This is a genomic window from Hyphomicrobium methylovorum (assembly GCF_013626205.1).
Lineage (GTDB): Bacteria > Pseudomonadota > Alphaproteobacteria > Rhizobiales > Hyphomicrobiaceae > Hyphomicrobium_B > Hyphomicrobium_B methylovorum.
Map to the genome: position 1 here is coordinate 1,174,472 of NZ_QHJE01000001.1, position 23,745 is coordinate 1,198,216.

General features: G+C 60.5%; 23 protein-coding genes. 8 read left to right on the forward strand and 15 right to left on the reverse strand.

The window, feature by feature from the left end; genetic code table 11:
• Positions 1-52: 52 nt before the first annotated feature.
• Entirely contained in the window at positions 53-478 is a 426-nt protein-coding gene (locus DLM45_RS05760; protein WP_181336232.1) for a hypothetical protein, read from the forward strand.
• Between the two features lie 60 nt (positions 479-538).
• On the opposite strand, the gene DLM45_RS05765 is transcribed toward DLM45_RS05760, so the two are convergent.
• Both DLM45_RS05765 and hisC read right to left on the reverse strand, forming a co-directional pair.
• Positions 539-1,492, reverse strand: a complete 954-nt coding sequence (locus tag DLM45_RS05765) for a prephenate/arogenate dehydrogenase family protein (RefSeq protein ID WP_246317170.1) — start codon at positions 1,490-1,492, stop codon at positions 539-541.
• Positions 1,492-2,595 (reverse strand): histidinol-phosphate transaminase, encoded by a 1,104-nt coding sequence (gene hisC, locus DLM45_RS05770; protein WP_181338197.1) that lies wholly within the window; start codon positions 2,593-2,595, stop codon positions 1,492-1,494. The genes DLM45_RS05765 and hisC overlap by 1 nt, the downstream gene beginning before the upstream one ends.
• 141 nt (positions 2,596-2,736) lie before the next feature.
• Between hisC and metX the strand changes: the two genes are divergently transcribed.
• Together metX and metW are read left to right on the forward strand one after the other, a co-directional pair.
• Positions 2,737-3,942: a homoserine O-acetyltransferase MetX gene (gene metX / locus DLM45_RS05775; RefSeq protein WP_181336233.1), complete on the forward strand. Its 1,206-nt coding sequence runs from the start codon at positions 2,737-2,739 to the stop codon at positions 3,940-3,942.
• Complete coding sequence (metW, locus tag DLM45_RS05780; protein WP_181336234.1) at positions 3,939-4,583, forward strand: methionine biosynthesis protein MetW; 645 nt, start codon at positions 3,939-3,941, stop codon at positions 4,581-4,583. The genes metX and metW overlap by 4 nt, the downstream gene beginning before the upstream one ends.
• Here the strand turns inward: metW and DLM45_RS05785 are convergent.
• Positions 4,580-5,323, reverse strand: a complete 744-nt coding sequence (locus tag DLM45_RS05785; protein ID WP_181336235.1) for a class I SAM-dependent methyltransferase — start codon at positions 5,321-5,323, stop codon at positions 4,580-4,582. The genes metW and DLM45_RS05785 overlap by 4 nt on opposite strands.
• A gap of 154 nt (positions 5,324-5,477) precedes the next feature.
• Here DLM45_RS05785 and gloB point away from each other — a divergent pair, with 154 nt between their 5' ends.
• The 3 genes from gloB to DLM45_RS05800 all read left to right on the forward strand — a co-directional run bounded on the left by gloB (position 5,478) and on the right by DLM45_RS05800 (position 8,903).
• Positions 5,478-6,248, forward strand: a complete 771-nt coding sequence (gloB, locus tag DLM45_RS05790) for a hydroxyacylglutathione hydrolase (RefSeq protein ID WP_181336236.1) — start codon at positions 5,478-5,480, stop codon at positions 6,246-6,248.
• 34 nt (positions 6,249-6,282) lie between these two features.
• Complete coding sequence (locus DLM45_RS05795) at positions 6,283-6,717, forward strand: cupin domain-containing protein (protein WP_181336237.1); 435 nt, start codon at positions 6,283-6,285, stop codon at positions 6,715-6,717.
• A gap of 206 nt (positions 6,718-6,923) precedes the next feature.
• Positions 6,924-8,903: an NYN domain-containing protein gene (locus tag DLM45_RS05800; protein ID WP_181336238.1), complete on the forward strand. Its 1,980-nt coding sequence runs from the start codon at positions 6,924-6,926 to the stop codon at positions 8,901-8,903.
• 120 nt (positions 8,904-9,023) lie between these two features.
• Here DLM45_RS05800 and phbB read toward each other — a convergent pair whose 3' ends face one another.
• Entirely contained in the window at positions 9,024-9,749 is a 726-nt protein-coding gene (phbB, locus tag DLM45_RS05805; protein ID WP_181336239.1) for an acetoacetyl-CoA reductase, read from the reverse strand.
• 95 nt (positions 9,750-9,844) lie between these two features.
• Positions 9,845-11,035, reverse strand: a complete 1,191-nt coding sequence (locus tag DLM45_RS05810) for an acetyl-CoA C-acetyltransferase (protein WP_181336240.1) — start codon at positions 11,033-11,035, stop codon at positions 9,845-9,847.
• A gap of 273 nt (positions 11,036-11,308) precedes the next feature.
• Between DLM45_RS05810 and phaR the strand changes: the two genes are divergently transcribed.
• Positions 11,309-11,965, forward strand: coding sequence for a polyhydroxyalkanoate synthesis repressor PhaR (gene phaR, locus DLM45_RS05815; RefSeq protein WP_181336241.1), 657 nt, complete (start codon positions 11,309-11,311; stop codon positions 11,963-11,965).
• Here phaR and DLM45_RS05820 read toward each other — a convergent pair.
• From DLM45_RS05820 to mtgA, 4 genes are all read right to left on the reverse strand, one after another.
• Positions 11,954-13,744, reverse strand: a complete 1,791-nt coding sequence (locus DLM45_RS05820) for an EAL domain-containing protein (RefSeq protein ID WP_181336242.1) — start codon at positions 13,742-13,744, stop codon at positions 11,954-11,956. The two genes, phaR and DLM45_RS05820, sit on opposite strands and share 12 nt — an antisense overlap.
• 182 nt (positions 13,745-13,926) lie before the next feature.
• The gene (locus DLM45_RS05825; RefSeq protein ID WP_181336243.1) at positions 13,927-14,331 is read right to left on the reverse strand and encodes a hypothetical protein; all 405 of its coding nucleotides are present in this window, start codon (positions 14,329-14,331) and stop codon (positions 13,927-13,929) included.
• A 146-nt stretch (positions 14,332-14,477) separates the two neighbouring features.
• Positions 14,478-14,663 (reverse strand): 50S ribosomal protein L32, encoded by a 186-nt coding sequence (gene rpmF / locus DLM45_RS05830; RefSeq protein WP_181336244.1) that lies wholly within the window; start codon positions 14,661-14,663, stop codon positions 14,478-14,480.
• Between the two features lie 205 nt (positions 14,664-14,868).
• A complete protein-coding gene (mtgA, locus tag DLM45_RS16475; protein WP_246317171.1) occupies positions 14,869-16,443 on the reverse strand; it encodes a monofunctional biosynthetic peptidoglycan transglycosylase in 1,575 nt (524 codons plus the stop codon).
• Between the two features lie 122 nt (positions 16,444-16,565).
• Between mtgA and DLM45_RS05840 the strand changes: the two genes are divergently transcribed.
• Entirely contained in the window at positions 16,566-17,471 is a 906-nt protein-coding gene (locus DLM45_RS05840; RefSeq protein WP_181336245.1) for a farnesyl diphosphate synthase, read from the forward strand.
• Positions 17,472-17,509: 38 nt separating this feature from the next.
• Here the strand turns inward: DLM45_RS05840 and DLM45_RS05845 are convergent, their stop codons facing one another.
• The 6 genes from DLM45_RS05845 to DLM45_RS05870 all read right to left on the reverse strand — a co-directional run bounded on the left by DLM45_RS05845 (position 17,510) and on the right by DLM45_RS05870 (position 23,474).
• Positions 17,510-18,178 carry an outer membrane protein gene (locus tag DLM45_RS05845; protein ID WP_181336246.1) on the reverse strand — a complete coding sequence of 223 codons (669 nt, stop codon included), beginning with the start codon at positions 18,176-18,178 and terminating at the stop codon, positions 17,510-17,512.
• A 182-nt stretch (positions 18,179-18,360) separates the two neighbouring features.
• Positions 18,361-19,686: a flavin-containing monooxygenase gene (locus tag DLM45_RS05850; RefSeq protein ID WP_181336247.1), complete on the reverse strand. Its 1,326-nt coding sequence runs from the start codon at positions 19,684-19,686 to the stop codon at positions 18,361-18,363.
• 229 nt (positions 19,687-19,915) lie between these two features.
• Positions 19,916-21,181 carry a flavodoxin-dependent (E)-4-hydroxy-3-methylbut-2-enyl-diphosphate synthase gene (gene ispG / locus DLM45_RS05855; RefSeq protein WP_181336248.1) on the reverse strand — a complete coding sequence of 422 codons (1,266 nt, stop codon included), beginning with the start codon at positions 21,179-21,181 and terminating at the stop codon, positions 19,916-19,918.
• A gap of 30 nt (positions 21,182-21,211) precedes the next feature.
• Positions 21,212-22,015 carry a metal ABC transporter permease gene (locus tag DLM45_RS05860; RefSeq protein WP_181336249.1) on the reverse strand — a complete coding sequence of 268 codons (804 nt, stop codon included), beginning with the start codon at positions 22,013-22,015 and terminating at the stop codon, positions 21,212-21,214.
• Entirely contained in the window at positions 22,016-22,930 is a 915-nt protein-coding gene (locus tag DLM45_RS05865) for an ATP-binding cassette domain-containing protein (RefSeq protein ID WP_181336250.1), read from the reverse strand.
• A gap of 43 nt (positions 22,931-22,973) precedes the next feature.
• A complete protein-coding gene (locus tag DLM45_RS05870) occupies positions 22,974-23,474 on the reverse strand; it encodes a Fur family transcriptional regulator (protein ID WP_181336251.1) in 501 nt (166 codons plus the stop codon).
• Positions 23,475-23,745: the final 271 nt, after the last annotated feature.

Genomic DNA, 23,745 nt, shown 5'->3' on the forward strand with positions numbered 1-23,745 from the left:
CAAAGACTCAAAAGCAGTCTACGGCGGAATTCGCCGATCAGGGGTGTGCGTTATGAGTGCCGATATCATTTGGCTGGCCGATGTTCGTATGCGGCGTGAGGGTCTCGTGTCCGAGCAGGCCAGCGAGCCCGCGTCAGTGCCGGTTTCTGAATCTTCGCCGCGATTCCATTTCTGGACCGGCGCTTCGGGCAAGCGGTATGTGCATACGGTGTACAGCGTGTTCGATTGTCCGACGCTGGAAGACGCGAACTACATTCTCGTTCGCCGCTCGAATAAAGCGACACGCAGCGTGCTCGCGATTGGTCGTCTTTCCAATCACTGCGCGACGACGAACCTCGCTGAAATCCGTCAGCATGCGTCTTCACTGAACGCTGACGAGGTGCACATTCACCTGCTGGCTTCGACGCCGCAAGAAGCGCGTGCCGTCGAAACTGATCTCATCACGGCGCAATTTTCGATTGGGCCGCGCTCGGCCTGATCTCTTTGCTTGGCGCTGGCGACTCCGCCAGCGCTTTCACTCGTGCTTCGAAAGATGCGATCAGCTCGATCGCTCTTTCGTGCCGTGGCGGCCGAAGTCAGGCTGCGGCGTGTCCTGGCTCGCCTGAATGATGCCGCGCCGAACCGAGCGTGCATCCGTAAATGTCTTTTCCAGCATGTCTCCATCGCCGAAGCGAATGGCGCGCTGAAGGGCGACCAAGTCTTCCGAGAAGCGGCCGAGCATTTCGAGCACCGCTTCCTTGTTATTCAGAAACACGTCGCGCCACATCACCGGATCGGATGCAGCAATGCGCGTGAAATCGCGGAAGCCGCCAGCCGAGAATTTGATCACCTCGCTGTCGGTCACGCGTTCGAGGTGCGCGGCCGTATTGACGATGTTGTAGGCGATGAGATGCGGAACGTGGCTCGTTATCGCGAGCACGAGGTCGTGGTGCTGTGGCGACATCATCTCGACGCGTGAACCGAGCGCTTCCCAGAACGTGACGAGCTTCGCGAGTGCCGTTTTATCGGCTGTGTCGTCAGGTGTCAGAATGCACCAGCGTCCATCGAAGAGCTCGGCGAAGCCTGCTTCAGGTCCCGATTGCTCGGTGCCCGCAACGGGATGCCCGGCGATGAAATGAACGCCTTCGGGAATGTGCTGCCCGATTTCGCGCACGGGCGCGGCCTTGACTGAGCCGACGTCGGACACGATTGCGCCCGGTTCGAGATGCGGACCGATTGCTGCGGCGATCTTCTCGTACGTTCCGACCGGCGAACACAGGATAACGAGGTCTGCATCTTTCACGGCGTCAACCGGGTCCGCAAATGCCTGCGAGACGAGGCCCAGCCGAACTGCGGCTTCGCGCGTTGCGGCGCTTGGCGAACAGCCGACGATATCTCCCACAACGCCCGCCCGCCGCGCGGCGTGGCTGATCGAAGAGCCGATGAGGCCTATCCCGATGAGCGCCAGGCGCTTGAACATCGGCGTGGCCGGTTTGTTTTTTGCTTCACTCATCAGGCGGCGCCTTTGAGGTATTCAGCCAGCGCCGCGATTGCGCGGGTGTTGTCGGCTTCCGAACCAATGGTCATGCGAAGCGCGTTCGGAAATCCGTATGCGCCGACACGGCGTAGAATGACGCCTTTCGATTTCAGATGTTCGTCGGCACCGGCGGCGGTTTTCTTGCTGCCTTCCGGGAAGTGGAAGAGCACGAAATTGGTCACGCTCGGCGTGACCTTCAAACCGAGGCGCTCAAGATCGTTCACGACGCGCGGCAGCCATTCGTCGTTGTGGCTCTTCGCATGTTCCATGTGCGCGATGTCGGCGATCGCGGCGGCTCCAGCGGCGATCGCCGGGGCCGACATATTGAACGGCCCGCGAATGCGATTGAGCACGTCTGCCACGTTCTCCGGGCAGTAGGCCCAGCCGACACGCAGAGCCGCGAGCCCATGGATTTTGGAAAACGTGCGCGTCATGACCGTGTTCGTCGTCGTGGCGACGAGTTCGACGCCCGCTTCGTAGTCATTGCGGCTGACGTATTCTGCGTACGCTGCGTCGAGCACCAGGAGAATGTCGGGCCGCAGACCGGCGCGCAGGCGGCGCACTTCGTCGATCGGGATGTATGTTCCCGTTGGATTGTTCGGATTGGCCATGAACACAACGCGCGTGCGATCGGTTACGCGCGCGAGGATCTCATCCACGTCAGTCTTCAGGCCGCGTTCGGGCGCGATGACCGGCGTTGCGCCGTTGGTGAGAATGGCAATGCGGTACACCAGAAATCCGTGCTCGGTGTAGATCGCCTCATCGCCCGGTCCAAGGTAAGCGCGGGCCAAAAGCCCCAGGAGTTCGTCGGACCCGGAGCCGCAGACAATGCGCCCGGCATCAAGGCCGTAGCGGGCGGCGATTGCACGACGCAAAGCGGTTGCCTGACCGTCAGGATAACGCTCGAGAGACGCTGCCGACGACTGGAATGCGGCGATTGCGGCTGGGCTCGGGCCAAGCGGCGTTTCGTTCGACGACAGCTTCGCTGGCTCGACTGAACCCAACGTTTTACTTTCGCCGGGCACATAGGCCTCAATATCAAGGATTCCCGGACGGGCGATCGGAGCCGTCGTCACCATATTTTGAACCATTATGAAGAGTTGCGATTGGCCGCGCATTGATAGGGGCATCGGTACTTGAAATCAAAGTCTAATGTGACTTAATCGACGCTCGGTCCGGCGCACCGCCCGGCCCTTAACCCATGAGAAACCGGCCAATACATGAGCGCCGCACCGCCTGACGTTATTGCCTCGGTTGCCCGGCAACACTCGGAAGTGCACACGCCGTCGAGCCAGGTGGTGCATTTCGACGCGAGCGCGCCGCTGCGTCTGGCGTGCCAGCAGGATCTGGCGCCGTTTTCGATCGCTTATGAGACTTACGGCGAACTGAATGCGGACAAATCCAACGCCATTCTCATCTGCCATGCTTTGACGGCCGATCAGTACGTTGCCAGTCGTCACCCGATCACGGGCAAACCCGGCTGGTGGGCGAACATTATCGGGCCGGGAAAACCCATCGATACGGACCGCTTCTTCATCATCTGCACGAATGTGCTCGGCGGATGCATGGGGTCTACCGGTCCTGCGTCCATTAATCCGAAAACGGGAGAACCCTACGGGCTGCAGTTTCCCATCATCACCATCGGCGACATGGTGGAAGGGCAGGCGCGCCTGATGGATCACCTCGGCATCGATCAGCTTTTCGCGGTGGTCGGCGGTTCCATGGGCGGCATGCAGGTTCTGGAATGGGCATCGCGCTTCAAGGATCGCGTGTTCGCTGCCGTGCCCATTGCAACGGCGGCGTGGCATTCGTCGCAGAACATTGCGTTTCATGAAGTTGGCAGGCAGGCCGTTATGGCTGACCCGGATTGGGCCGGCGGAAACTATCACGCCGAAGGTAAGGTTCCGCGCAACGGTCTCGCCGTGGCGCGCATGGCGGCGCACATCACATATCTTTCCGAGGATGCGTTGCATCGAAAGTTCGGCCGCGCGCTTCAGGATCGTTCGTCGCTGACATTCTCGTTCAACGCTGACTTTCAGGTGGAGAGCTATCTGCGCCATCAAGGTTCGACGTTCGTCGATCGCTTCGATGCAAATAGCTATCTCTACATCACGCGTGCGCTGGACTATTTCGATTTACGCGAAGGCCGCGACGGCGTGCTGGCGAATGCGTTTCGTGGAACGCAGACCCGGTTCTGCATTGTGTCGTTCACATCCGACTGGCTGTATCCGACGCGCGAGAGCCGCCGCATCGTGCAAGCTCTCAATGCGGTTGCCGCCAACGTGTCGTTCGTCGAGATCGAGAGCGACAAGGGGCATGACGCGTTCCTGCTCGAAGAGCCGACCTTCCACGCCACCGTTAAGGGCTTCCTGAATGCCGCCGCGCTGAAGCGCGGATTGCCCCCGGCGACGGAGACCACGGCATGAGCCAAGCAGATCTCTTCACAACCGACGGTGCGAAAGCCCGCGTCGATCACATGCTGATTGCCGAGATGGTGGAAGCGGGATCGCGTGTGCTCGATGTTGGCTGCGGCGACGGAGAGTTGTTGCGGCTGCTGTCGGAAAAACGCGGCGTCGACGGACGCGGGGTCGAACTTCAACGCGACAAGGTCAATGCCTGCGTGGCGCGCGGACTATCGGTCATTCAGGGCGACGCGGACCGCGATCTGGACAACTATCCCGATCAAGCCTTCGATTATGCGATCCTGTCGCTGACGATTCAGGCGACGCGAAAACCGCAGACCGTGCTGGAAAATCTTCTTCGCATCGGCAAGCGCGCCATCGTTTCGTTTCCGAACTTCGGGCATTGGCGCGTGCGCTCTTCTCTGGCGTTCGGCGGACGCATGCCGGTCAACGATAACTTGCCCGATCTTTGGTATCTGACGCCGAACGCGCATCTCTGCACAATTCGCGACTTTGCGGATCTTTGCGAGCGCATCGATGCAAAGGTGGAGCGCGCGGTGGCGTTCAGCGACTATGGCCGGCCGCTGCCGATCAAATGGTCGCTTTCGATGCAGAACCTGTTTGGGGAAAAGGCCGTGTTTCTGCTGCGAAGCTCATCGAGCTAACGGCGGCGCACACCCGTAGCGCCAGCCGTGTCCGCAGTTTGCCGCGTTGCCGTGGCCTTGCTGAGTTTCAAGTTTCCACCAATCGGCGCCATGACTTCTTTCGTCGCCTCGACGACGATGACTCCCGCTACGCCGATCGACATCGCCGCCCCGAACCGCTCAAGCGCCGGAACGGTGCGCAGCAGAAAGCGATTGCGGAACGGCGGAAAGAACAGCCCCTCGCCCCAATCGCTCGGCGTGAACATCGCGTCAGTCAACTGCGTTTCAAGCTGTGCGCGGCTGTAAGGCAGTCCGTAACCGAATGGCGTGCGATCGAGCCGCGACCACAACCCGCGCCGATTTGGAACGACGACCAATATGCGGCCGTCAGGCTTCAACACGCGCCACATCTCACGCAATAGCGGCTCCGGGCGTTCCGCCTGCTCCAGACAGTGTACGGCGAGTAGGCGGTCGATTGAATTGTCAGGCAACGGCCATTGCGCTTCACCGACAAGGACGGAATGGCAACCGCCCATGCGCGGCCATACGATGGCGCCTTGGCGCGCGGGCATAAGACAAGCGAGCCGCGCAGCTTCGAGACGGAACGTGCCGAGATAGGGTGCGGAAAAACCCGCGCCCGCAACGGACAGGCCGTCGAGGTTTTTCCATCGCGCGCGAATGGCAGGCGTCAGCTCACGGCGGACCAGCCGGCCGAGCGGCGTGCGATAAAAATCTCGAAGATTTCCGACATCCATCGGCATGAAGAACACTTCAAAAGTTACGGCGATCCGATCTTGCCCGCAGCGGTCCCATCGGTCCAGTCCGTGGTCTTACTCAATCGATCGTCTTCAACTTGCGTCGCAGAGCCGCTTTAGGCGTTTGACAGTCGGCGTGACCTCTACCAGACTTGGAGGCATGGAAGCCTTTGAAATCCTTCTCCTCCCCTGTTTATCCGACAACTATGCCGTGTTGTTGCATGATCCTGCGTCCAATGAGACAGCCGTCATCGACGCGCCGGATGCGGCACCGATCAAAGCTGCGTTGGCGGAGCGGGGCTGGCATCTCAGCCATATTTTCATCACGCATCACCACACCGATCACACGGCCGGAATCGCCGAACTCAAGGCGGAATATGGTGCTGCGGTCATCGTACCGCATGCTGAAATCGATCGCATTTCCGAGTCTACCGAGGGTGTCTCGGAAGCGTCACGTCTCACATTTGCGGGCCACCCAGTCGAGGTAATCGAGACGCCCGGTCATACGCTCGGTCATGTCACGTATGTCTTTCCGGATGATCGCATCGCGTTCACGGGGGATACGCTGTTCTCGCTCGGTTGCGGCCGTATGTTCGAGGGCGACGCACAGATGATGTGGAACTCGCTTTCGAAAATCACCGCGCTGCCTGACGACACACGCCTTTACTGCGGGCACGAATACACAGCGAACAATGCGCGCTTCGCGCTTTCGGCGGAGCCCGAGAACGAAGCGCTCGTTGCGCGGGCGGACGAGGTGCAGCGCCTGAGAGCCGCGAAATCGGCGACCCTGCCGACGACGGTCGGCCAGGAGAAAGCGACCAATCCGTTTCTTCGGGTTGGATCACCGGCGATCCGTTCCCGTCTCGGACTTTTGCACGCAGAAGACTGGGAAGTCTTCGCGCGACTACGACAGCTCAAAGACAAAGCGTGACGCACGCGCCCGCGCATCCACTAGGGAGGCGGCCATGGCCCGCGACCTTTCTGCGGAAGAGATCATCGACATCCTGCAACTTGAGCCGCATCCCGAAGGCGGTCACTTTCGCGAGACGTTCCGCGATGTTTCGGAAAACGGCGAACGCGGCGCGTCGACCGCGATCTATTTTCTGCTTCGCGCAGGCGAACGCTCACATTGGCATTCCGTCGACGCCGTAGAGGTCTGGCACTACTACGCGGGCGCGCCGCTGTTGCTTCAATGCTCAGCGCAGGGCGGGCCGATGCAGGCCGTTCGTCTCGGCCCCGATCTCATCGCCGGAGAAAAGCCGCAAGCCGTCGTGCCGAAGGGACATTGGCAAAGCGCGCTCAGTCTTGGAGCGTGGACTTTGGTCGGATGTACGGTTGCGCCAGCGTTCTCGTTCGATGGTTTTCATCTCGCGCCACCGGATTTTTCGCCCGCTGACTGAGGGCACGATGCAACAGCGCAAAACCTTTCGAACGTCGTCCACATTTCATCCCCAACAGCGATGAAAACCGCCGTGGCTCAATGGCCTTCAATCCACGGGTTAATTGTCTCTTTGACCACAGGTAAGGCGGCCAGTTCTTGCTGGAGGCTGACGACTCGTCGACAGTGATAGCGAATCAAGTTCCGCTTCTCGGGGGTAATAAGTCCATGAAACGCGAGTCCTCAGGACCCGTCCTCACCACGGTGTTCGTCGACTATGACAACATCTATCTTTCGCTGAAGCGCAAAAACGAAGACGCTGCGAAGCGGTTCGCCAAGGACTGCGGAGTCTGGCTGCAAGGTATTGCTTCGGGCGAGCTGATTACCTCCACCTCGCCGTTCACCGCTCCCACGCAGCGGCGCATCGCCATGAACCGTTGCTACGGAAATCCGGTTCCGCGGCGGAATACGCATGACAATTCCACGGACATGAATTCGTTTCCGTTCATCCGGCATCACTTCCTGCGTTCAGGGTTCGAAGTCATCGACTGCCCGCCGCTGACGGCGCAGTTGAAGAACTCGGCTGATATCCGCATCGTGATGGACGTTCGCGACATTCTCAATCACGAGACGTTCTTCGACGAGTTCATCATTCTTTCGGGCGATGCGGATTTCACGCCGCTGCTGCACAGGTTGCGCGCTCACGCCCGTCGCACCGTCGTGTTTGCAAACGACCACACAGCGCAGCCTTATACGGCGATCAGCGATGGCGAAGTCCGCGAGTCGGATCTGCTGGCGCTGTTGACCAGCCGTGCTGCCATCTCCGGCGAGAGCCCGCGCGAGATCGCGCAAGCACCGCAGCCTGCCATCGACGTTGAGGCGGCGCGCAAAGCCATCCTCGGCGAAGTGATCGACTTTGTCCGCAACGCTCCGCAGGCCGTGCCGCTCGAGACACTCGCGGATCGTTCCGTGCGTGTTGTTGGCCGTGACAAGACGATCGGCACCAACTGGGGTGGGCATGGATCGTTCCGCGATCTTCTGCTGGCCGATCTTCCAGACGATATTCACTTGAGCGATACGGCACCGTACACTGTGTTCGACGGCAACCGGCACATTTCGGCTTCGGGTCTGATCGCGCCGCAATTGGCGCTGCCTGCTTCAGAGCAGAACCAGCGCGAGGTGCCGCGCGAGCCTGCGCGTCCAATCGAGAGGCCCGTTGCTCGCGAAACGCTGCCGAGCGTGCAGAAGACGATGGCACCGCCGCAGTCGCCGCCTCAGCAGGCGCGTCCGCAGCCAGCGCCACAGAGCGCTTTCCATTCGACGCCGCAGCAGCAACCGCAACCGCAACCGCAGCAGCGCTATTCTCAACCGGCGCAGAGTGCGCCTCCAGCGCCGCCGATGAGCTCGACACGCCCACAGGGCCACGCTCCGGATCGCGTTCCGTCGGCGCCGAACCAGAACGTTGCGCCGCGGCAGCAGCCGCAACAGGCGTCGCCTTCGCCCTACGGTTCGGAACCGGTGCGTGATCCGTCGCGCGCGGCCCCTCAGCAAACATCATTGCAACCGTCGGCGCCGACGCGCAGCCCGGATCAGGCAACACAGATCCAGCAGTCGATCGCTCGTATTCACGAGGCTTGCCAGGCGCCTGCTTTGGCTCCCGCAGAATATCGCGTGCTGTTTGATGTGATGGCCCAAGAGTTGACTGCGAACGGCCTGCAGGGCGCACAGACGCTGGTCAACATCACCCAGCGCGCGCGCGAATTCGGTCTCGACATCAAGCGTGACGACCTGCGCTTCATCTATGACGTCGTGAGCGAAAGCGATCCGTGGTTCGAGCAAGGTTCGTCGGCTGGCCTGTTCGCGAGCCGCTTCCGCAATTTCGTCGTGGCGCGTTGCCGGAGTCAGGGCTTGAATCTGTCGGTCGACGAACTCGATCTGGTGGAAGCATGGTTCTCTGCGCCGCATCAGAGCGCCGCGCGAGCTGCGCCGTCGTACGGTCGGGGCAACGCTGCTCCTCAGGCTCCGCAGCAGCGCGCTGCACCGACCTCAGCAGCAGCGCCGCAGAGCGGTGACAAGTGGTGGAACCTCGAAGAAAGCCGCCAGCATGTTGCCGAGCAGCGCGAAGCTGAACGTGCGAACGCTTATCCGCAAAATCAGGCTGAAGAAGAGTTTCCGCGCATCGTCCGATCTCGCTTCCGCGCCAGTTGATTGAAAGGCGAACGGCGGTGTTCGTTCGCTCTTGCGACTTCAGAAAACAAAAGGGGCAGGTTCCACCAGGAACCTGCCCCTAATCTTTTCACGGTGACGCTGCGAACCGCAGCGACGAGATCAGGCGAAGTACTGACCGCCGTTGGCCGTGATCGTCGAACCGGTGATGAAGCCTGCATCGTCGGACGCAAGGAACACCACGCAGCGTGCGATCTCGTGCGGCTCGCCGAGGCGGCCGACGGGGATCTGCGGAAGGATAGCCTTGTCGAGAACGTCTTGCGGGATCGCCTTGACCATCTCAGTTGCGATGTAGCCGGGGCAGATCGCGTTGACGGTGATGCCAGCGCGCGCGCCTTCCTGTGCCAGCGCCTTCGTGAAGCCGAGGTCTCCGGCCTTAGACGCGGAATAGTTCACCTGGCCCATCTGACCCTTCTGGCCGTTGATCGACGAGATGTTGATGACGCGGCCGAACTTCTTGGCGCGCATACTTTCCCAGACCTGACGGGTCACGTTGAAGAGACCATTGAGGTTGGTGCCGATCACCTCATCCCAATGCTGCTTCGTCATCTTGTGGAACATGGTATCGCGCGTGATACCGGCATTGTTCACGAGCACTTCGATCGGGCCGAGGTCCTTGACGATCTGCTGCACAGCCTTCTCTGTTGCCTCGAAATTGGAGACGTCGAACTTGTAGACGGGGATTCCCGTTTCAGCCTGGAAGGCCTGTGCGGCGGCATCGTTTCCGGCGTAGCTCGCCGCGACGCGAAAACCGGCGCTCTTGAGTGCGATCGAGACTGCGTGGCCGATGCCGCGCGTGCCTCCGGTTACGAGGGCAACTCGTGCCATAACTTCTCTCCCTAAAATTTTTTATGAGATTTGCGAGTGCGAGGACTCACGCAGCCGCTCGCTTCAATCCGGCTGCGTGAGGAATGCGAATTTCGTTAGTCGCGAGCGACGCACATAGCGACGCCCATGCCGCCGCCGATGCACAGCGTTGCGAGGCCCTTCTTGGCATCGCGGCGCTGCATTTCGAACAACAGCGTGTTCAGGATGCGCGCGCCCGAAGCGCCGATCGGGTGGCCGATAGCAATCGCACCGCCGTTGACGTTGACCTTCTCAGTATCCCAGCCGAGGCCTTTGTTCACGGCGAGTGCCTGTGCAGCGAATGCCTCGTTGGCTTCGATGAGATCGAGATCGTTGATCGTCCAGCCAGCCTTCTCGAGCGCCTTTTTCGAAGCGGAGATCGGGCCGGTTCCCATGATCGACGGATCGACGCCGGTCGATGCCCAGGACACGATGCGTGCGAGCGGCTTGATGTTGCGCTTCTTGGCTTCTTCGGCCGTCATCAGAACAACCACGGCGGCGCCGTCATTGATGCCCGAAGCGTTCGCGGCCGTGACGGTGCCTTCCTTCGGATCGAATGCGGGACGAAGCTTCGCGATCGAGTCGATCGTGACGCCTTCCTTGATGTACTCGTCCTGGTCGACGACGGTGTCGCCCTTCTTGCCCTTGATGGTGACGGGCGCGATCTCATCCTTGAACTTGCCAGCCTTGCGTGCGGCTTCGGCCTTGTTCTGCGAAGCGACGGCGAACTTGTCCTGATCTTCGCGCGTGATCTGCCACTGGCGCGCAACGTTCTCTGCGGTCGTGCCCATGTGGTAGTTGTTGAAAGCGTCCCACAGGCCGTCTTTGACCATTGTGTCGGTGAACTTCACGTCGCCCATCTTGGTACCATTGCGCATGTGCGACGCATGGTTCGACTGGCTCATGCTTTCCTGGCCACCAGCGACGACGATCTTCGCGTCACCGGTCAAAATCTGCTGCATGCCGAGAGCGACAGCGCGCAGACCCGATCCGCAAATCTGATTGATGCCCCAGGCCGGAGCATCGACGGGAACGCCAGCGCCAACGGACGCCTGACGCGCAGGGCCCTGGCCCTGTGCCGCGGTCAGAACCTGGCCGAGAATAACTTCCGAGACGTCACCGGGCTGTACATTCGCACGCTGCAAGGCGGCCTTAATGGCGATTTCACCCAGCTTCGAAGCAGGCAGCGTTGACAGAGCGCCGTTGAATGAGCCAACGGGTGTGCGCGCGGCACTTGCGATTACGATTGTCGAAGCATCCTGGCTCATTTCGGCCCCTCCCTGGGCAACTGCACGTTATTGATTTGTCTGATGCCGTTCCAAAATGCGGACTGTGCAGAAGCCGCCGGAAGACCAATTCACTCTACTCGCGCGCGGGCAAAATCAGCAATTGCGACCTCTTGCCTAGACTGCCCAAAGGCGCAGGACAAACCCCGCCCAAAAGAGTGTCAGAATCGACTGGCAAGCGGGGGCGTCGGTGTGGTACGCTGCCGCAGTGCAGCAAGATAACCTTCAGCGCCATCGAAAGAGAACGCGACCGCAATGTTGACCAATCCCGACCCGCAAGCCCAGGCTCCGAAGCGCGAAGCCGTCGTCGTAAAGAAGTATGCGAACCGACGGCTTTATAACACGGAGACGAGCACATACGTCACGCTCGAAGATCTTGCAAAGATGGTGCGTGGCGATCGTGACTTTGTGGTTTACGACGCCAAGAACGGCGATGATCTAACACATGCCGTGTTAACCCAGATCATCGTGGAGCAGGAAAGCCGCGAAGGCGGTCAGGCGTTGTTGCCAATTCCGTTCCTGCGCCAGCTCATTCGTTTTTACGACGACAGCATTGCTCGCATGGTGCCGAGCTACCTTCAGTTCAGCCTCGAACATCTGGCGAAAGAGCAAACGCGTTTCCGCGAACAGTTCGCTTCGGCGTTTTCAAATCCAGCAGCAGCGTTCGAATTTTACCAGCAGCAAGCACGCCAGAACATGGCGATGTTCGAGCAGGCGATGTCGATGTGGGCGTCGTTTGGTGCGGCTGCCAGCCCGCCGCGTTCAGGTGCCAAGCCCGGCGAAGGCGAAGCGGCAGGAACCGCTCAGAGCGCGCCCGCCAGCGGCGGCGAGCACAACGAACTCAACGAGCTGAAATCGCAGCTCTCTGCCATGCAGCAGAAAATCGAGAAGCTCTCTCAGTCACGAACCTAAACCTACGAATGAACCGCTGCCCGATGGGGGCTGGGGTTTCTTGTAGTCGTCGGCATCGATGGGCATCCCGTAGTAGAAGCCCTGCAGGTATGTGATGCCGACGTCCATCAGGTACTTGACCGAGTGCTCGTCGCTGACCCACTCGGCGACCGTCTCCATTCCGAATGTTCGCGCGAGGTCGACCATCGTCTTGATGAAGATCTGATCGCTCGTATCGTCGGCGAGATTCTTCACGAAGATGCCGTCGATCTTGACGATGTCGACGTTCAGCAGCTTCAGATTCTTGAAGGACGTATAGCCCGCGCCGAAGTCGTCGATTGCGACGCGGCACCCTAATTCCTTCAGCGTATCGACGAAGGCGATAGACTGATCCAGGTCTTGGATTGCTGACGTCTCGGTGATTTCGACAATCATCCGGCTGAGAAGGTTTTTTCGCCCTTCCGTCACACGGCGAAGCGCCGTCAACCACTCCTGATCCGCGCACGTCAGACCGGAGACGTTGAGCGACAGCACGAGGTCTTCGTGCTTTTTCAAAAGCTCGACCGTAAGCTCCAGCGTTCGGCGATCGATCAGGCGGGCAAGCCCGAGCTGTTCCGCGATCGGCACAAAATCTCCCGCAGCGATGAGCTGGCCATCCGGCCGCTGCATACGCAGAAGGCATTCGTACATCGACGGCTTTCCGGTTGCGGCCGATACGATCGGCTGCAGCGCGAGACGCATGCGATTGTTGTCGAGCGCACTGATGACGCTGTCCGCAACCGTCTTGCTGCGAACGCGCGCAATATCGCCGCTCGACTCCGGCTCATAGAGCACGGCGCAATCGATGCGCTTTGCGCGGGCTGCATCGAGGGCGCGCAGCGCAAAATTGAGTGCGTCCTGGATGCCGTTCGCCTGGTCCGGAATAACGACGCCGCCGATGGATATCGTCACCGCAAGCTGGCCGGCTGTCGTCTTGATCGTCGTTTCCCGGATGACCTTGACGAAGCGGTCGGTCGCTCTGCGCAGAGCGGCGGTTCCGCAATTCATCATGATGATGCCGAACTTGTTGGACGAATAGCGCCCGACAATATCGCCGCCACGCATCTTGGCGCGGATCCGCTTGCCGACCTCGGCAATCACCTGATCGCCCGTTTCGATACCGAACGTGTCGTTGATGACGGCCATGTTGTTGACCGCGACGACGAGAAATCCGTGTGACGTGCGATCGCGTTCTGCGCGGCTGAGCACCGTTCCCAGCGCTTCCGTCAGGCGGATGCGATTCAACTGGCCCGTCAGCTCATCGAGATCGCTGTGAATGAGGAGGCGTTGCTGTTCGAGCTCTCGCTCATGGATGAGGCGAATAACGCCGCGTGCGCGGACCGGATGCCCATCGGGCCCTGGCCACCAATATCCGTGGTCTTCGACGCGTACCGTCTTGCGGCTGCGAAGGCCGCCGGGATTAAGGCGGTACTGAATGCGATAGGGAACGCCCCGCGTGCGGTCGCCCTCAGACGCACTTCGCGAAAAGACTTCCAGCCTTGAGGACAAATGTTCCGGCGCGATCAGCGCATGGAAAGCGGCGCCGGTTTCGATCTGGCGAATGTCATTCACGCCGATAATCGACGCGGCGTTCTCTTCCCAGATGATGGTCCCAGTCGCGAGATCCCAAGCGTAGGCCGTCTCCTCCCGGTCGGACGAGACGCCGACCAGATCGAGACCTTCAGTTTCCGTTGCCGGATCATGACCGTCAGATATCGGAGGCAGATGACTGTCCTCGTTGCCGTGCTTGTTCGTGCTCACGAGGCTACCAACAAGAAGCCGCGTGCAGATCGGAAGCGTCGAAGTGGCGTAAAACCAGGCGGAAATATCTTTTCCGCAGCGTGGACCTTAAAGCAGAACAACTTAATAGAAATTGAACACCTTACAATATATTCAAGTATTTACCTTAGGCGGCAATAGACGCCGCCTAAGGATATCTGATTTTACTGGTCTGCGCCGATGCTTAAATCGCGACGTGCAACGCGGATGCCGATTGTATAACCGCCGATGACGTCAATCATCGTGGCGACCAGGATCAAAAAGAAAACCGAAGTGGATGCCTGTTCGACTGTCAGGAATTCGACGCCGACGGCAATGAATACGATCATCGAAAGAGCATGGTCGATCAATGTCGACGTGCTGGTGAATGTCGACTTCACGATCTCAATGAAGAGAAGAACGAGCGTCACCAGAAGTATAAAATCACCCCAGTTGAAGTGCCACGTTCCACCGCTCAACAACCGGATTTCAAAAATCTGCCGGGTAAGCGCGTCCTCACCCATGGTGAGAACGATGATGTTGTAGAGGACGAAGGCGAAGACCAGGAGCGGGATAGCTCTAATCGACATTTAGCTCTCCAGAGGGTGGCCGATACGGCCGTGAGGATTCTTTGCCATGGGTGGTGTGATTTGCCAAGCGAGGAGGCTGTCACACAGCAACAAGGCCGGCACAGGGCGCCAGCCTCGGCAGTGTCAAAATCTCTCGGAGAACCTGCTTACTCGTCGCTGGCCGGCGGCAGAATCTGGCGGCCGCGATACTTGCCCGACTTCAGGTCGATATGATGCGGACGGCGGCGCTCACCGCTTTCCTTGTCCTCAACATAGGCCGGTGCCGTCAGGGCGTCATGAGACCGGCGCTGGCCCCGCTTCATCGGGGACGTTTTCTTGCGCGGAACTGCCATCGTCTTGCTCCAAAATATGGCCCCGCACCAATTGCTTGGGAGGCCGCAAACATGCGGCGGAACGCCGAACGTTGAATTGCTGAACGGACCGGCGCCACCTGAAAAGCGCGCTCAGAGCCCTTGGGCGCGGCTTATACGCATATCGGAGAGGAAACGCCAGTCCCCTTCGTTCGGCCCCGTCAATTGGCCGCCGGTCGCCCTACTATTACATGCGCCGGAGGGGCTGGACACAGGCAATTTGGCTCGCTGGCGCCATTCTCGCCCGAACCTGGAGCGCGCGGACGAGGCGCTGCATTCCGCGACCCGGCTGGGCCGGATTGCGTGCGAGCGGGTTGGGCAGAGCCGCAGCAAGGCGCGAAGCTTCGCCTGCCGTCAATGTTCCGGCCGACTTCCCGAAGTGGTGCTGGGCAGCGGCCTGAATGCCGAAAATGCCAGGCCCCCACTCGGCGATGTTGAGATAGACTTCCAGGATGCGACGCTTGGGCCAGACCGCTTCCAAGGCGACGGTCAGCGGAAACTCGATGAATTTGCGCACATAGCTTTTTGACGGCCAGAGAAACAGGTTTTTCGTCACCTGCATCGAGATCGTGCTGGCGCCGCGCGAGCGTCCTGTTCCCACATCCTCGAACGCCTCCCGCAGTGCGCCGAAATCTATGCCGAAGTGCTGGCAGAAGTGGTTGTCCTCGCTCGCGACCACGGCGCGGACAATGTTGGGCGACATGACCTCGATTGGCACCCAGCGCTGCGTGATTTTCTGCCCGCCGAGCCATTGCTGGAGCATCAACGAGGAGCCCGGCGGATCGACGAAACGGAAGACAACAATCAACGTAAGGACCAACGCTAGCCATCCAAAGATGAGCAGTGCGAGCACGCGCAGGACGCGGCGGAAAACGCTTCTGCGCGGGGCGTTCTCGTTTTCCTGCGTCCGGTCGGTGATGGGCGGATCGATGCGCGCCGGACGCGCGGCAGGGTCCACGACCAGAGCTTCCAGCCGCGGCGCGGGCGTCGATGAGGGCTGCTCGAACCGCGGCATGCCCGGAATTTCACGCCCGAGGTCGGGAATGAGGGTCACCTGCGGGCGCGGCGCTGGCGGCGGAGTGAAAGCTAGCGACGGCGCGGGGTCGGGGTCGGGCTTTGGCTCTGACTGGGGCTCGGTCGCCTCGAACGACGCCGCCATTTCACTGGCCGTTTGCGCCCGCGCCGATGCTTCACGATCGATTTCCGAGAAGAGCGGGTCGAGCGAGACTGGCGGTGCGGGCGCTAGAGGCGGCGCCTGCTTAGGGGCCGGTTCCAGAGACGGAGGAACGGGCTGGCGCGTGGCGGCGACAGATGGGCGCTCGAACGTCCGGTCGGGCAAAGGCGGGAAGATCGCGAATACCGGAGGCGGCGGGGGCGGAGGTAAAACGGTTTCCGCTTGAGTTTTGGGTTGCAGAAACATCCGCGGCAGTAAGGGTCGCGGCGGAGTGCCGATCCTTGGTGGTGACGCGGTGGCGCTTTGCAGCTCCGTGGCGGCCTCCGGCGGCGGTGTCGGCGCAGCCACGGGCGCGATGCGGAACGCTTCAGGGCGCAAAGGACGGGGCGGGACGACGCCATTCAGAACGATGCGAAGGGCATCAACGTCGGCCGCGGTAATTTCGGGCAGGGCCGGTGCGACCGCGAGATCGGCTATGGCGTCTAGAAGCGCCGACTTCGACGCGGATCGGGGATTTTCGTCCGTGTTCGGCCGCTCGGTCAGCTCCGGCGACGTTCGAGGACTTGGTGTGTCAACGGGCCCTGGCATTTCGTCCGGCCGTTCCATGCTTTGCTTATGCCCATCGCGGTGCGATACCGCGTCGGGCGGGTATCATCGAAGAATGGCTATGGTGAGTGCCGAGCCGACGTCGGGTCGTTTAGGAGGGGTTTGTGTCACAATTTGTTGCCCAGCTTGGCAATGTTGCCACGGCTATTGAAACCTTTCTCGCGGATGCGCTTTCGGCGCAAGAGGCGGCTGGCGCGCCGCCCAGGCTGGCCGCAGCGCTTCGGCATGCTGTTCTCGGAGGCGGAAAGCGGTTTCGTCCATTCCTCGTCGCGGAAAGTGCGCGGTTGTTTGATGTTCCCCTCAACCACGCTCTGGCGGCAGGGGCGGCGCTTGAATGCATCCACTGCTATTCGCTGGTGCACGACGATCTCCCGGCGATGGACAACGACGAACTTCGCCGCGGACGCCCAACGGTGTGGAAGGCTTACGACGAATGGACCGCCATCCTGGTTGGCGACGCGTTGCAGGCGTTGGCGTTTGAACTGACAAGCAGTTCTGAATTTCATCAGGACCCCTCGGTCCGATGCGAATTGACGTCTGTGCTCGCGATTGCGTCAGGCTCGCTCGGCATGGTCGGCGGGCAGATGCTGGACCTTGAGGCGGGCAATCTCGGCTCGGCTTCGAAGTCAACGGTCGAGGACATCACGAGATTGCAGGCGATGAAAACGGGACGGCTCATCACCGCGGGCTGTGAGATGGGCGCGATCGTCGGCGGGGCCTCACCGGAAGCGCGTGCTGCGCTCAAATCGTATGGAGAGCACCTCGGCGTGGCCTTCCAGATAAGCGACGATCTTCTGGATGCGGAAGGTTCTAGCGCGGATGTGGGCAAAGCGACCGGCAAAGATGCGGCTGCTGGAAAAGCGACGCTCGTCGGATTGCTCGGCGTGAAAGACGCCCGCGCATATCTCGATCGTTCGATTGCTTCGGCGGTCGACGCGCTTGCCCAGTTTGGCGAAAAAGCCGGTCCCCTTGCCGATGCCGCGCGCCACATGGGCTATCGCGACAGCTAACAAGAGGACCGGCTTTTCAACTGGTCTTGGATCGGAAGTTAGAACTTGTAGTTCAGACCGACGCGAACCGTCTGAATGTCGTTGTTCACGCGGGTTTCAAAACCTTCGTCGTTGACGAGGTTATCGTTGCCCATGCCGAGGTAGAGATATTCGGCCTTCATGGTCCAGTTGCGCGAGAGGGCGTATTCGAGACCACCACCGACGACGTAACCGGTACGCGTACCATCCTTGCGGAAGCTGGTGCCGTCGTCGAACGCGATGCGGTTGTCGATGTCAGCGAACGCGACACCGCCCGTTGCGTAGAGCAACCACGGTCCGCTTGCGATACCGGCGCGACCACGAACGGTCGAGAACCAGTCAACGTCGCTGCGCGCTTCGTGGAAGGCACCGAATTCATGGCCGCTGATGTCAGCGCCTTGGAAGTCGGCTTCAACGCCGAAGACGAAGCGATCACGCTGCCAATTGTAGCCGATCTGGGCGCCGCCAAATCCGCCCGACGGTTCGCCGTAACCTGAATTCGACCAACCGTAGCCGCCGTTCACACCAATGTAGGCGCCTTCCCAGATCGAAGGCTGATAGTTGACTACAGGTTCCGGCGCCGGCGGGTTGTAAGGCTGATACGGCCCGAGATCGGCAGCGGAAGCCGCGCCACTTGCGATAGCCATCATCGCGCCGCCCAACAGCGCCACTTTCACATTAGCAATCATATTCGTAGTTCCCCGTTCAGCTTGGCAAAAAGCCTGTTGCCCATCCTAACGCTTAACCCTATCTGCGGTTCCATTAAGGCAATCCTGCCGCGTCTGCCGGGAAGCAGATATGCAGTTAATTTTGTGCTCAATAGCGGTGCATTTTGAATCGCCCGCATTCTCGGCTTATGCAGAAAACTGAATTAGGCGCCTGCGATTTCGCGACCCTTTTTCGCAGCTAAATGCTCGTTTCGAGCCATTCGTTTGTCGCGCAATTTCAGCAGCGGAAGCACCCAGTACGACATGCGAATTTCGCGGCGCGTCTTCTCCGGATCGACGAGATGGGTGGTCGGCAAGCGTTGCGTGAATGACTGCTCCATCACGCTGCCGATCGGGAAATTAAAGTCGTCCTGCATCTTGATGATGTGCGCGTAGAGTTCCGCCAACGGCGTGACGACGCGACCGAAGCCGTTACGCGCCTGCGCCCAGCCAACGATATAAAGCCCGCGCAAACCAGCTGGAAACGCGCCGCCGTAAACCTGCACGACGTTGTTCTCAACTTTGACGAGACCTTCCGGCAGGAATGGGAACGACGCATAAAATCCCGTTGCAGCTATCACGAGATCGTACGTTCCTGTCGTGCCGTCGACAAAGGTGATCGTATTGCCGTCTGCCTTTTCAATTCCTGGGCGCGGCGTAACCCGGCCAAGGCGAATGGCATTCAAGAGATCGGTTCCGAATGCCGGGTGGCGTTCGAACATCTTGTGGTTCGGGCGCTGCAATCCGTAACGGCGATAATCTCCGATGCTGAAGCGCACCATCGTCTTCAGAATTGCGCGCTGTAGGAATATCGGGAGACCCCAAATCGGAATATCCGTCAGGGGGCGGCCAAGAAATGTTTTCGGCAAATACCAATAGCCGGATTTTAAGCTGATATCGCAGCTTTCGCCAAAGCGGCCCGCGTCGGTCGCCATATCGACGCCGGAGTTTCCACCGCCGACGACAAGCACGCGCTTGCCTTTCAACTGCGATGGATCGCGGTAGTCCTTCGAATGCAGCATCTCTCCGGTGAACGTGCCGGGGAAGTCGGGATAGCGCTTGTCCCAGTGATGTCCGTTGCAGACGAGGACGCCCTTGTAGACGCGCGATTCACCGTCCGCGAATGTCACGCGCCAGCGTTCGTTCGTATCCGGTACGACGGACGACACCGTCTTGTTGAATTCCGCGTGCTCCATCAGTCCGCGATCCTTGGCGAAGGATTGCAGATAAGCCAGCATCTGGTCGGCTGAAGGGAAATCCGGATAATCATCCGGCATCGGATAGTCAGTATATTCCGTCGCCTTCTTGGAAGAGACGATGTGCGCGAAACGATAGACGCCGTGCAGCCAGTTGCCGCCAACGCCACTTCCTGCATCAACGATGTCGAAAGGGATATCGCGCTTTTTCAGCGCCGCCGCCATCGCGAGGCCGACCGGCCCGGCGCCGATGACGAGGTGACGGTCGATCGTGTTCGTAGTGGTGTCGCTCATCGCAGACATCATCCCCAGACTTTGAACCTCGGACGGACTTCCCGGCGCTGGCCGTGCAGGCATGGCAAACGCGGGTGGACCCATTCGGGTCCATTATCGCGCAATTACCGGCGAACCGATTAACGCAAGGCTTTCAGTCGCGCGAGAAAAGGATGGCCGCAAAGTTGACGGACTGCTGGCGTGCAGATGAATTAACCTATTGGAAAGCAGAGCGTCCTGCTTCCGCCTGTTATTCGGCCGCCGTTGTGCTGGCCATTTCCGAAGGGGCGAAGCGGCGGGCGATATAGTCTTCGACGATGGCCTTGAAGTCGGCGGCGATGTTCGGCCCGCGGAGCGTCATGGCCTTCTTGCCGTCGATGAACACCGGAGCGGCCGGTGACTCGCCGGTCCCGGGAAGCGAGATGCCGACGTCAGCATGTTTGCTTTCGCCCGGCCCGTTTACGATGCAGCCCATGACCGCGAAGTTCAGCGTTTCGACGCCCGGATACTGCGTCTTCCAGTCCGGCATACGGTCCCGGATCATATTCTGGATGTCGCGTGCGAGTTCCTGAAAGACTGTCGACGTTGTGCGTCCGCAGCCCGGGCAAGCTGCGACGACCGGAACGAACGAGCGCATGCCCATCGTTTGCAACAATTCCTGCGCGGCGCGAACTTCCTGCGCACGATCGCCGCCCGGCTCTGGTGTCAACGAGAAGCGAATCGTGTCGCCGATGCCGTGCTGAAGCAGAATGCCGATCGCAGCGGACGACGCGACGATGCCCTTCGATCCCATACCCGCTTCGGTCAATCCCAGGTGGAGCGCATAACGGCTGCGCTGCGACAGCATGTGATAAACCGCGATCAAATCCTGAACGGCCGAGACTTTGCCGGAAACGATGATGCGGCTGGCGTCCAGACCCATTTCTTCCGCGCGCTCGGCCGAGAGCAAAGCGGATTGCACCATCGCTTCGTGCATGACGGCGCGTGCGGGTTTCGGAGCGGCCGCCTTGGCGTTTTCATCCATCAGATGTGTCAGCAGTTCGGAATCGAGCGAACCCCAGTTGACGCCGATGCGAACGGGCTTGTCGTGGCGCATCGCGGTTTCGATGATGGCGCCGAACTGACGGTCGCGCTTTTCCTTGAAACCGACGTTGCCGGGATTGATGCGATACTTGTCGAGCGCTTCGGCGCAATCGGGATGATCGGCGAGCAGCTTGTGGCCGATGTAGTGGAAGTCTCCGACCAACGGCACCGTGACACCGCGCTTGCGCAATGCGTCGCGAATGTAAGGCACGGCCTTTGCGGCCTCGTCGCGATCAACCGTGATGCGCACAAGCTCTGAACCGGCGCGCGCGAGATCGGCGACTTGCTTGACGGTTCCTTCGATGTCCGCCGTATCGGTGTTCGTCATCGACTGAACGACGACTGGAGCGCCGCCGCCCACTGTCACGGACCCAACCTTGACGGCGACAGTTATATGGCGCGGCTTCATCGTGATGGCGTCGTCGAGCGACATCTCTAAACCTCGTTGATCGCTGCGGACGTTCTAACCTTGTCTGCGGCTTCCTGCCAGCAGCGATATGGCCGCGACAGCACTCATGACTATGACGATGCTCGGGCCGCCCGGAAGATCGCTCGAAAGCGACAGCCAGAGGCCCAAAACCGTACTTATGACGCCGATGATAGCCGCAAAAATGGCCATGCGGCCGGGCGTAGACGCGAGAGGACGCGCGGCCACGGCAGGAACCACCAGGAACGCCATAACCAGCAGGACGCCGACGATCTTCATCGCGACCGCAATGACAATCGCCAGCAGGAAATCGAATGCCGCGCGTGGAAGCCGCGGGTCAATCCCCTCTGCCGTCGCAAGATCCTCATGCAGTGCGAGGCGAACAAGAGATTTCCACAGCCAAAATACGGCAGCGAGGACAACGGCGCCTCCGGCATAGACCCAGACGAGGTCGCCACGGGACACCGCAAAGACATCGCCAAAGAGATAGCTCATGAGATCGACGCCGGGACTTTTCGCGAGCGCGATCGCAACGATGCCGAGAGCCAGCGTTCCGTGATGAGTCAATCCCAGCGCCGCATCCAGCGGAACGACGCGTTGGCGTCCGAGCAATGTCAGCACTGCTGCTGCGGCTACGGCGGCCACGATGACGGCGAGGGTAAGGTCGATCTGGGCGGCAAGGCCCAGCGCCACGCCGAGCAGTCCGGCCTGCGCCAGCGTCTCTCCGACGTAGGACATGCGACGCCAGACGACGATGCAGCCAAGCGGGGCAGCGACGACCGCGAGGCCGACAGCCGCCAGGAAGGCGCGCATCACGAACGGCTCTGGCCACTCGAACACTCAGGAGCCTCGCCCGGTCGAGTCTGAAGCATCGAGAGGACGCGCGGCGCCCGAGATATCGTGTGCGTGATCGTGATGGTGCCGGTAGACGCCGAGCGCGTCTGCGCCTTGCGGTCCGAAGATGCGCGCGTACGCGGCGTGCTGCGAAACGTGCTCGGGCTTTCCGGAGCAGCAGACGTGTCCGTTCAGGCAGATCACGCGGTCGCTGTTCGCCATGACGACGTGAAGGTCGTGCGAGACCAAAAGGATGCCGAGACCGTGCGTATCGCGCAGGCGCGCCAGAAGTTTGTAAAGCTCGGCCTCGCCAGTGAAATCGACGCCGCGCGCGGGTTCATCCAGAATAAGAAGGTCCGGCTTGCGCAACAGCGCCCGGGCAATCAGAACGCGCTGCGTTTCGCCGCCCGAGAGACGCGACAACTGCGAGCGCGCCGCGCGTTCCGCGCCTGCTTCGACAAGAGCGGCTTTGACTTCGGCGGCGCTGGCCGTTCCCCCGAGAGAGAGAAAGGCTTCCACCGTCATCGGAATGGTTGCATCGACTTCGAACCGCTGTGGGACATAACCGATGCGTTTTCCGGGGCGGCGCTTGATGGTGCCGCGGTCTGGCGTCTCGATCCCGAGCAAGATCTTCACCAGGGTCGTTTTGCCCGCGCCGTTTGGACCGATCAGCGTAACGATCTCACCCGGAGAAACGTCGAGATCAATGGCGTCCAAAATTTTGCGGCCGCCGATGGTGAGCTTGAGGCCGCGTGCGGATATCAAAGCCGCGTCAGACGGCGGCGGCGCAGGCTGAGCGTGGCCATGGCCGTTGGCGTGAACGTGCCCACAACTGCAGCCGACCGCCTGCCCGCCCTCTCCTTCAGCCGAAGGCGCACGGACTAGGGCACGCCTCTGGAAAGGGGTGAACACAGGTGTCATCTCCAATGGATCGCGCGGGCGCTGGTCTAGAGCCCGATCATTATCAAATTTTCAGACGCTTCGCACATTCCTGGCAAGTGCCTGAAACTTCAACGAAGCGGACACGCGGCTCAAACTTGGCGCCGGTGGCGGCCTCATCGATCGCGTGAAAAATGTGTTCGCCGTCCACTTCCTGGACGACGCCGCACTTTTCGCAGCTCAAGAACATCGGGCGGCGGCGCCCCGTCGTCGTCGGAGGGTGATGCAGGCGATTGCAGGCGAAATAGGAATTCTTACTTTCGAGCCGATGGACGACGCCGGCCTCCAGCAGCGCGTCCAGTGCCCGGTAGACCGAAATGGGAGCGAGGCGCGTGCCTTTTTTCGCCAGCCGGTCGAGAACCTCATACGCGCCGACGCTGGCCCGCGTTGAAGCTATCTCTTCGAACACCTTGCGGCGGAGATCTGTGAAACGGATATTGCGCTCGGAGAAGATCTCCACGGCGCGGTCCATCGAAACCCTAAGGCGCTCGCGGGCTTTTTCCTCGTCTGTTCGTGTATTCGCCATTTGATCGTCCTTTGGGCGCCGAGCCGGACCTTCGATGCAGGCCCGCCATAATTCGCCGCGGACAGTATAACATGGCGCTCATCGGAGCTATTGCCAACGCCTCAGCGCACGGATTTTTGACCGGGAACGCTTGATCCGGGGGCACGATGTCCCACATCACTTTGCAACCTTTTCCGGAGCGGACGGCAATTCTGGTGAGAATTTCATTTCCAGAGCCTATTTAATCTTATTCTGGCCGCCAATCGGCCCGCTCAGCTACGCATGTTGGACA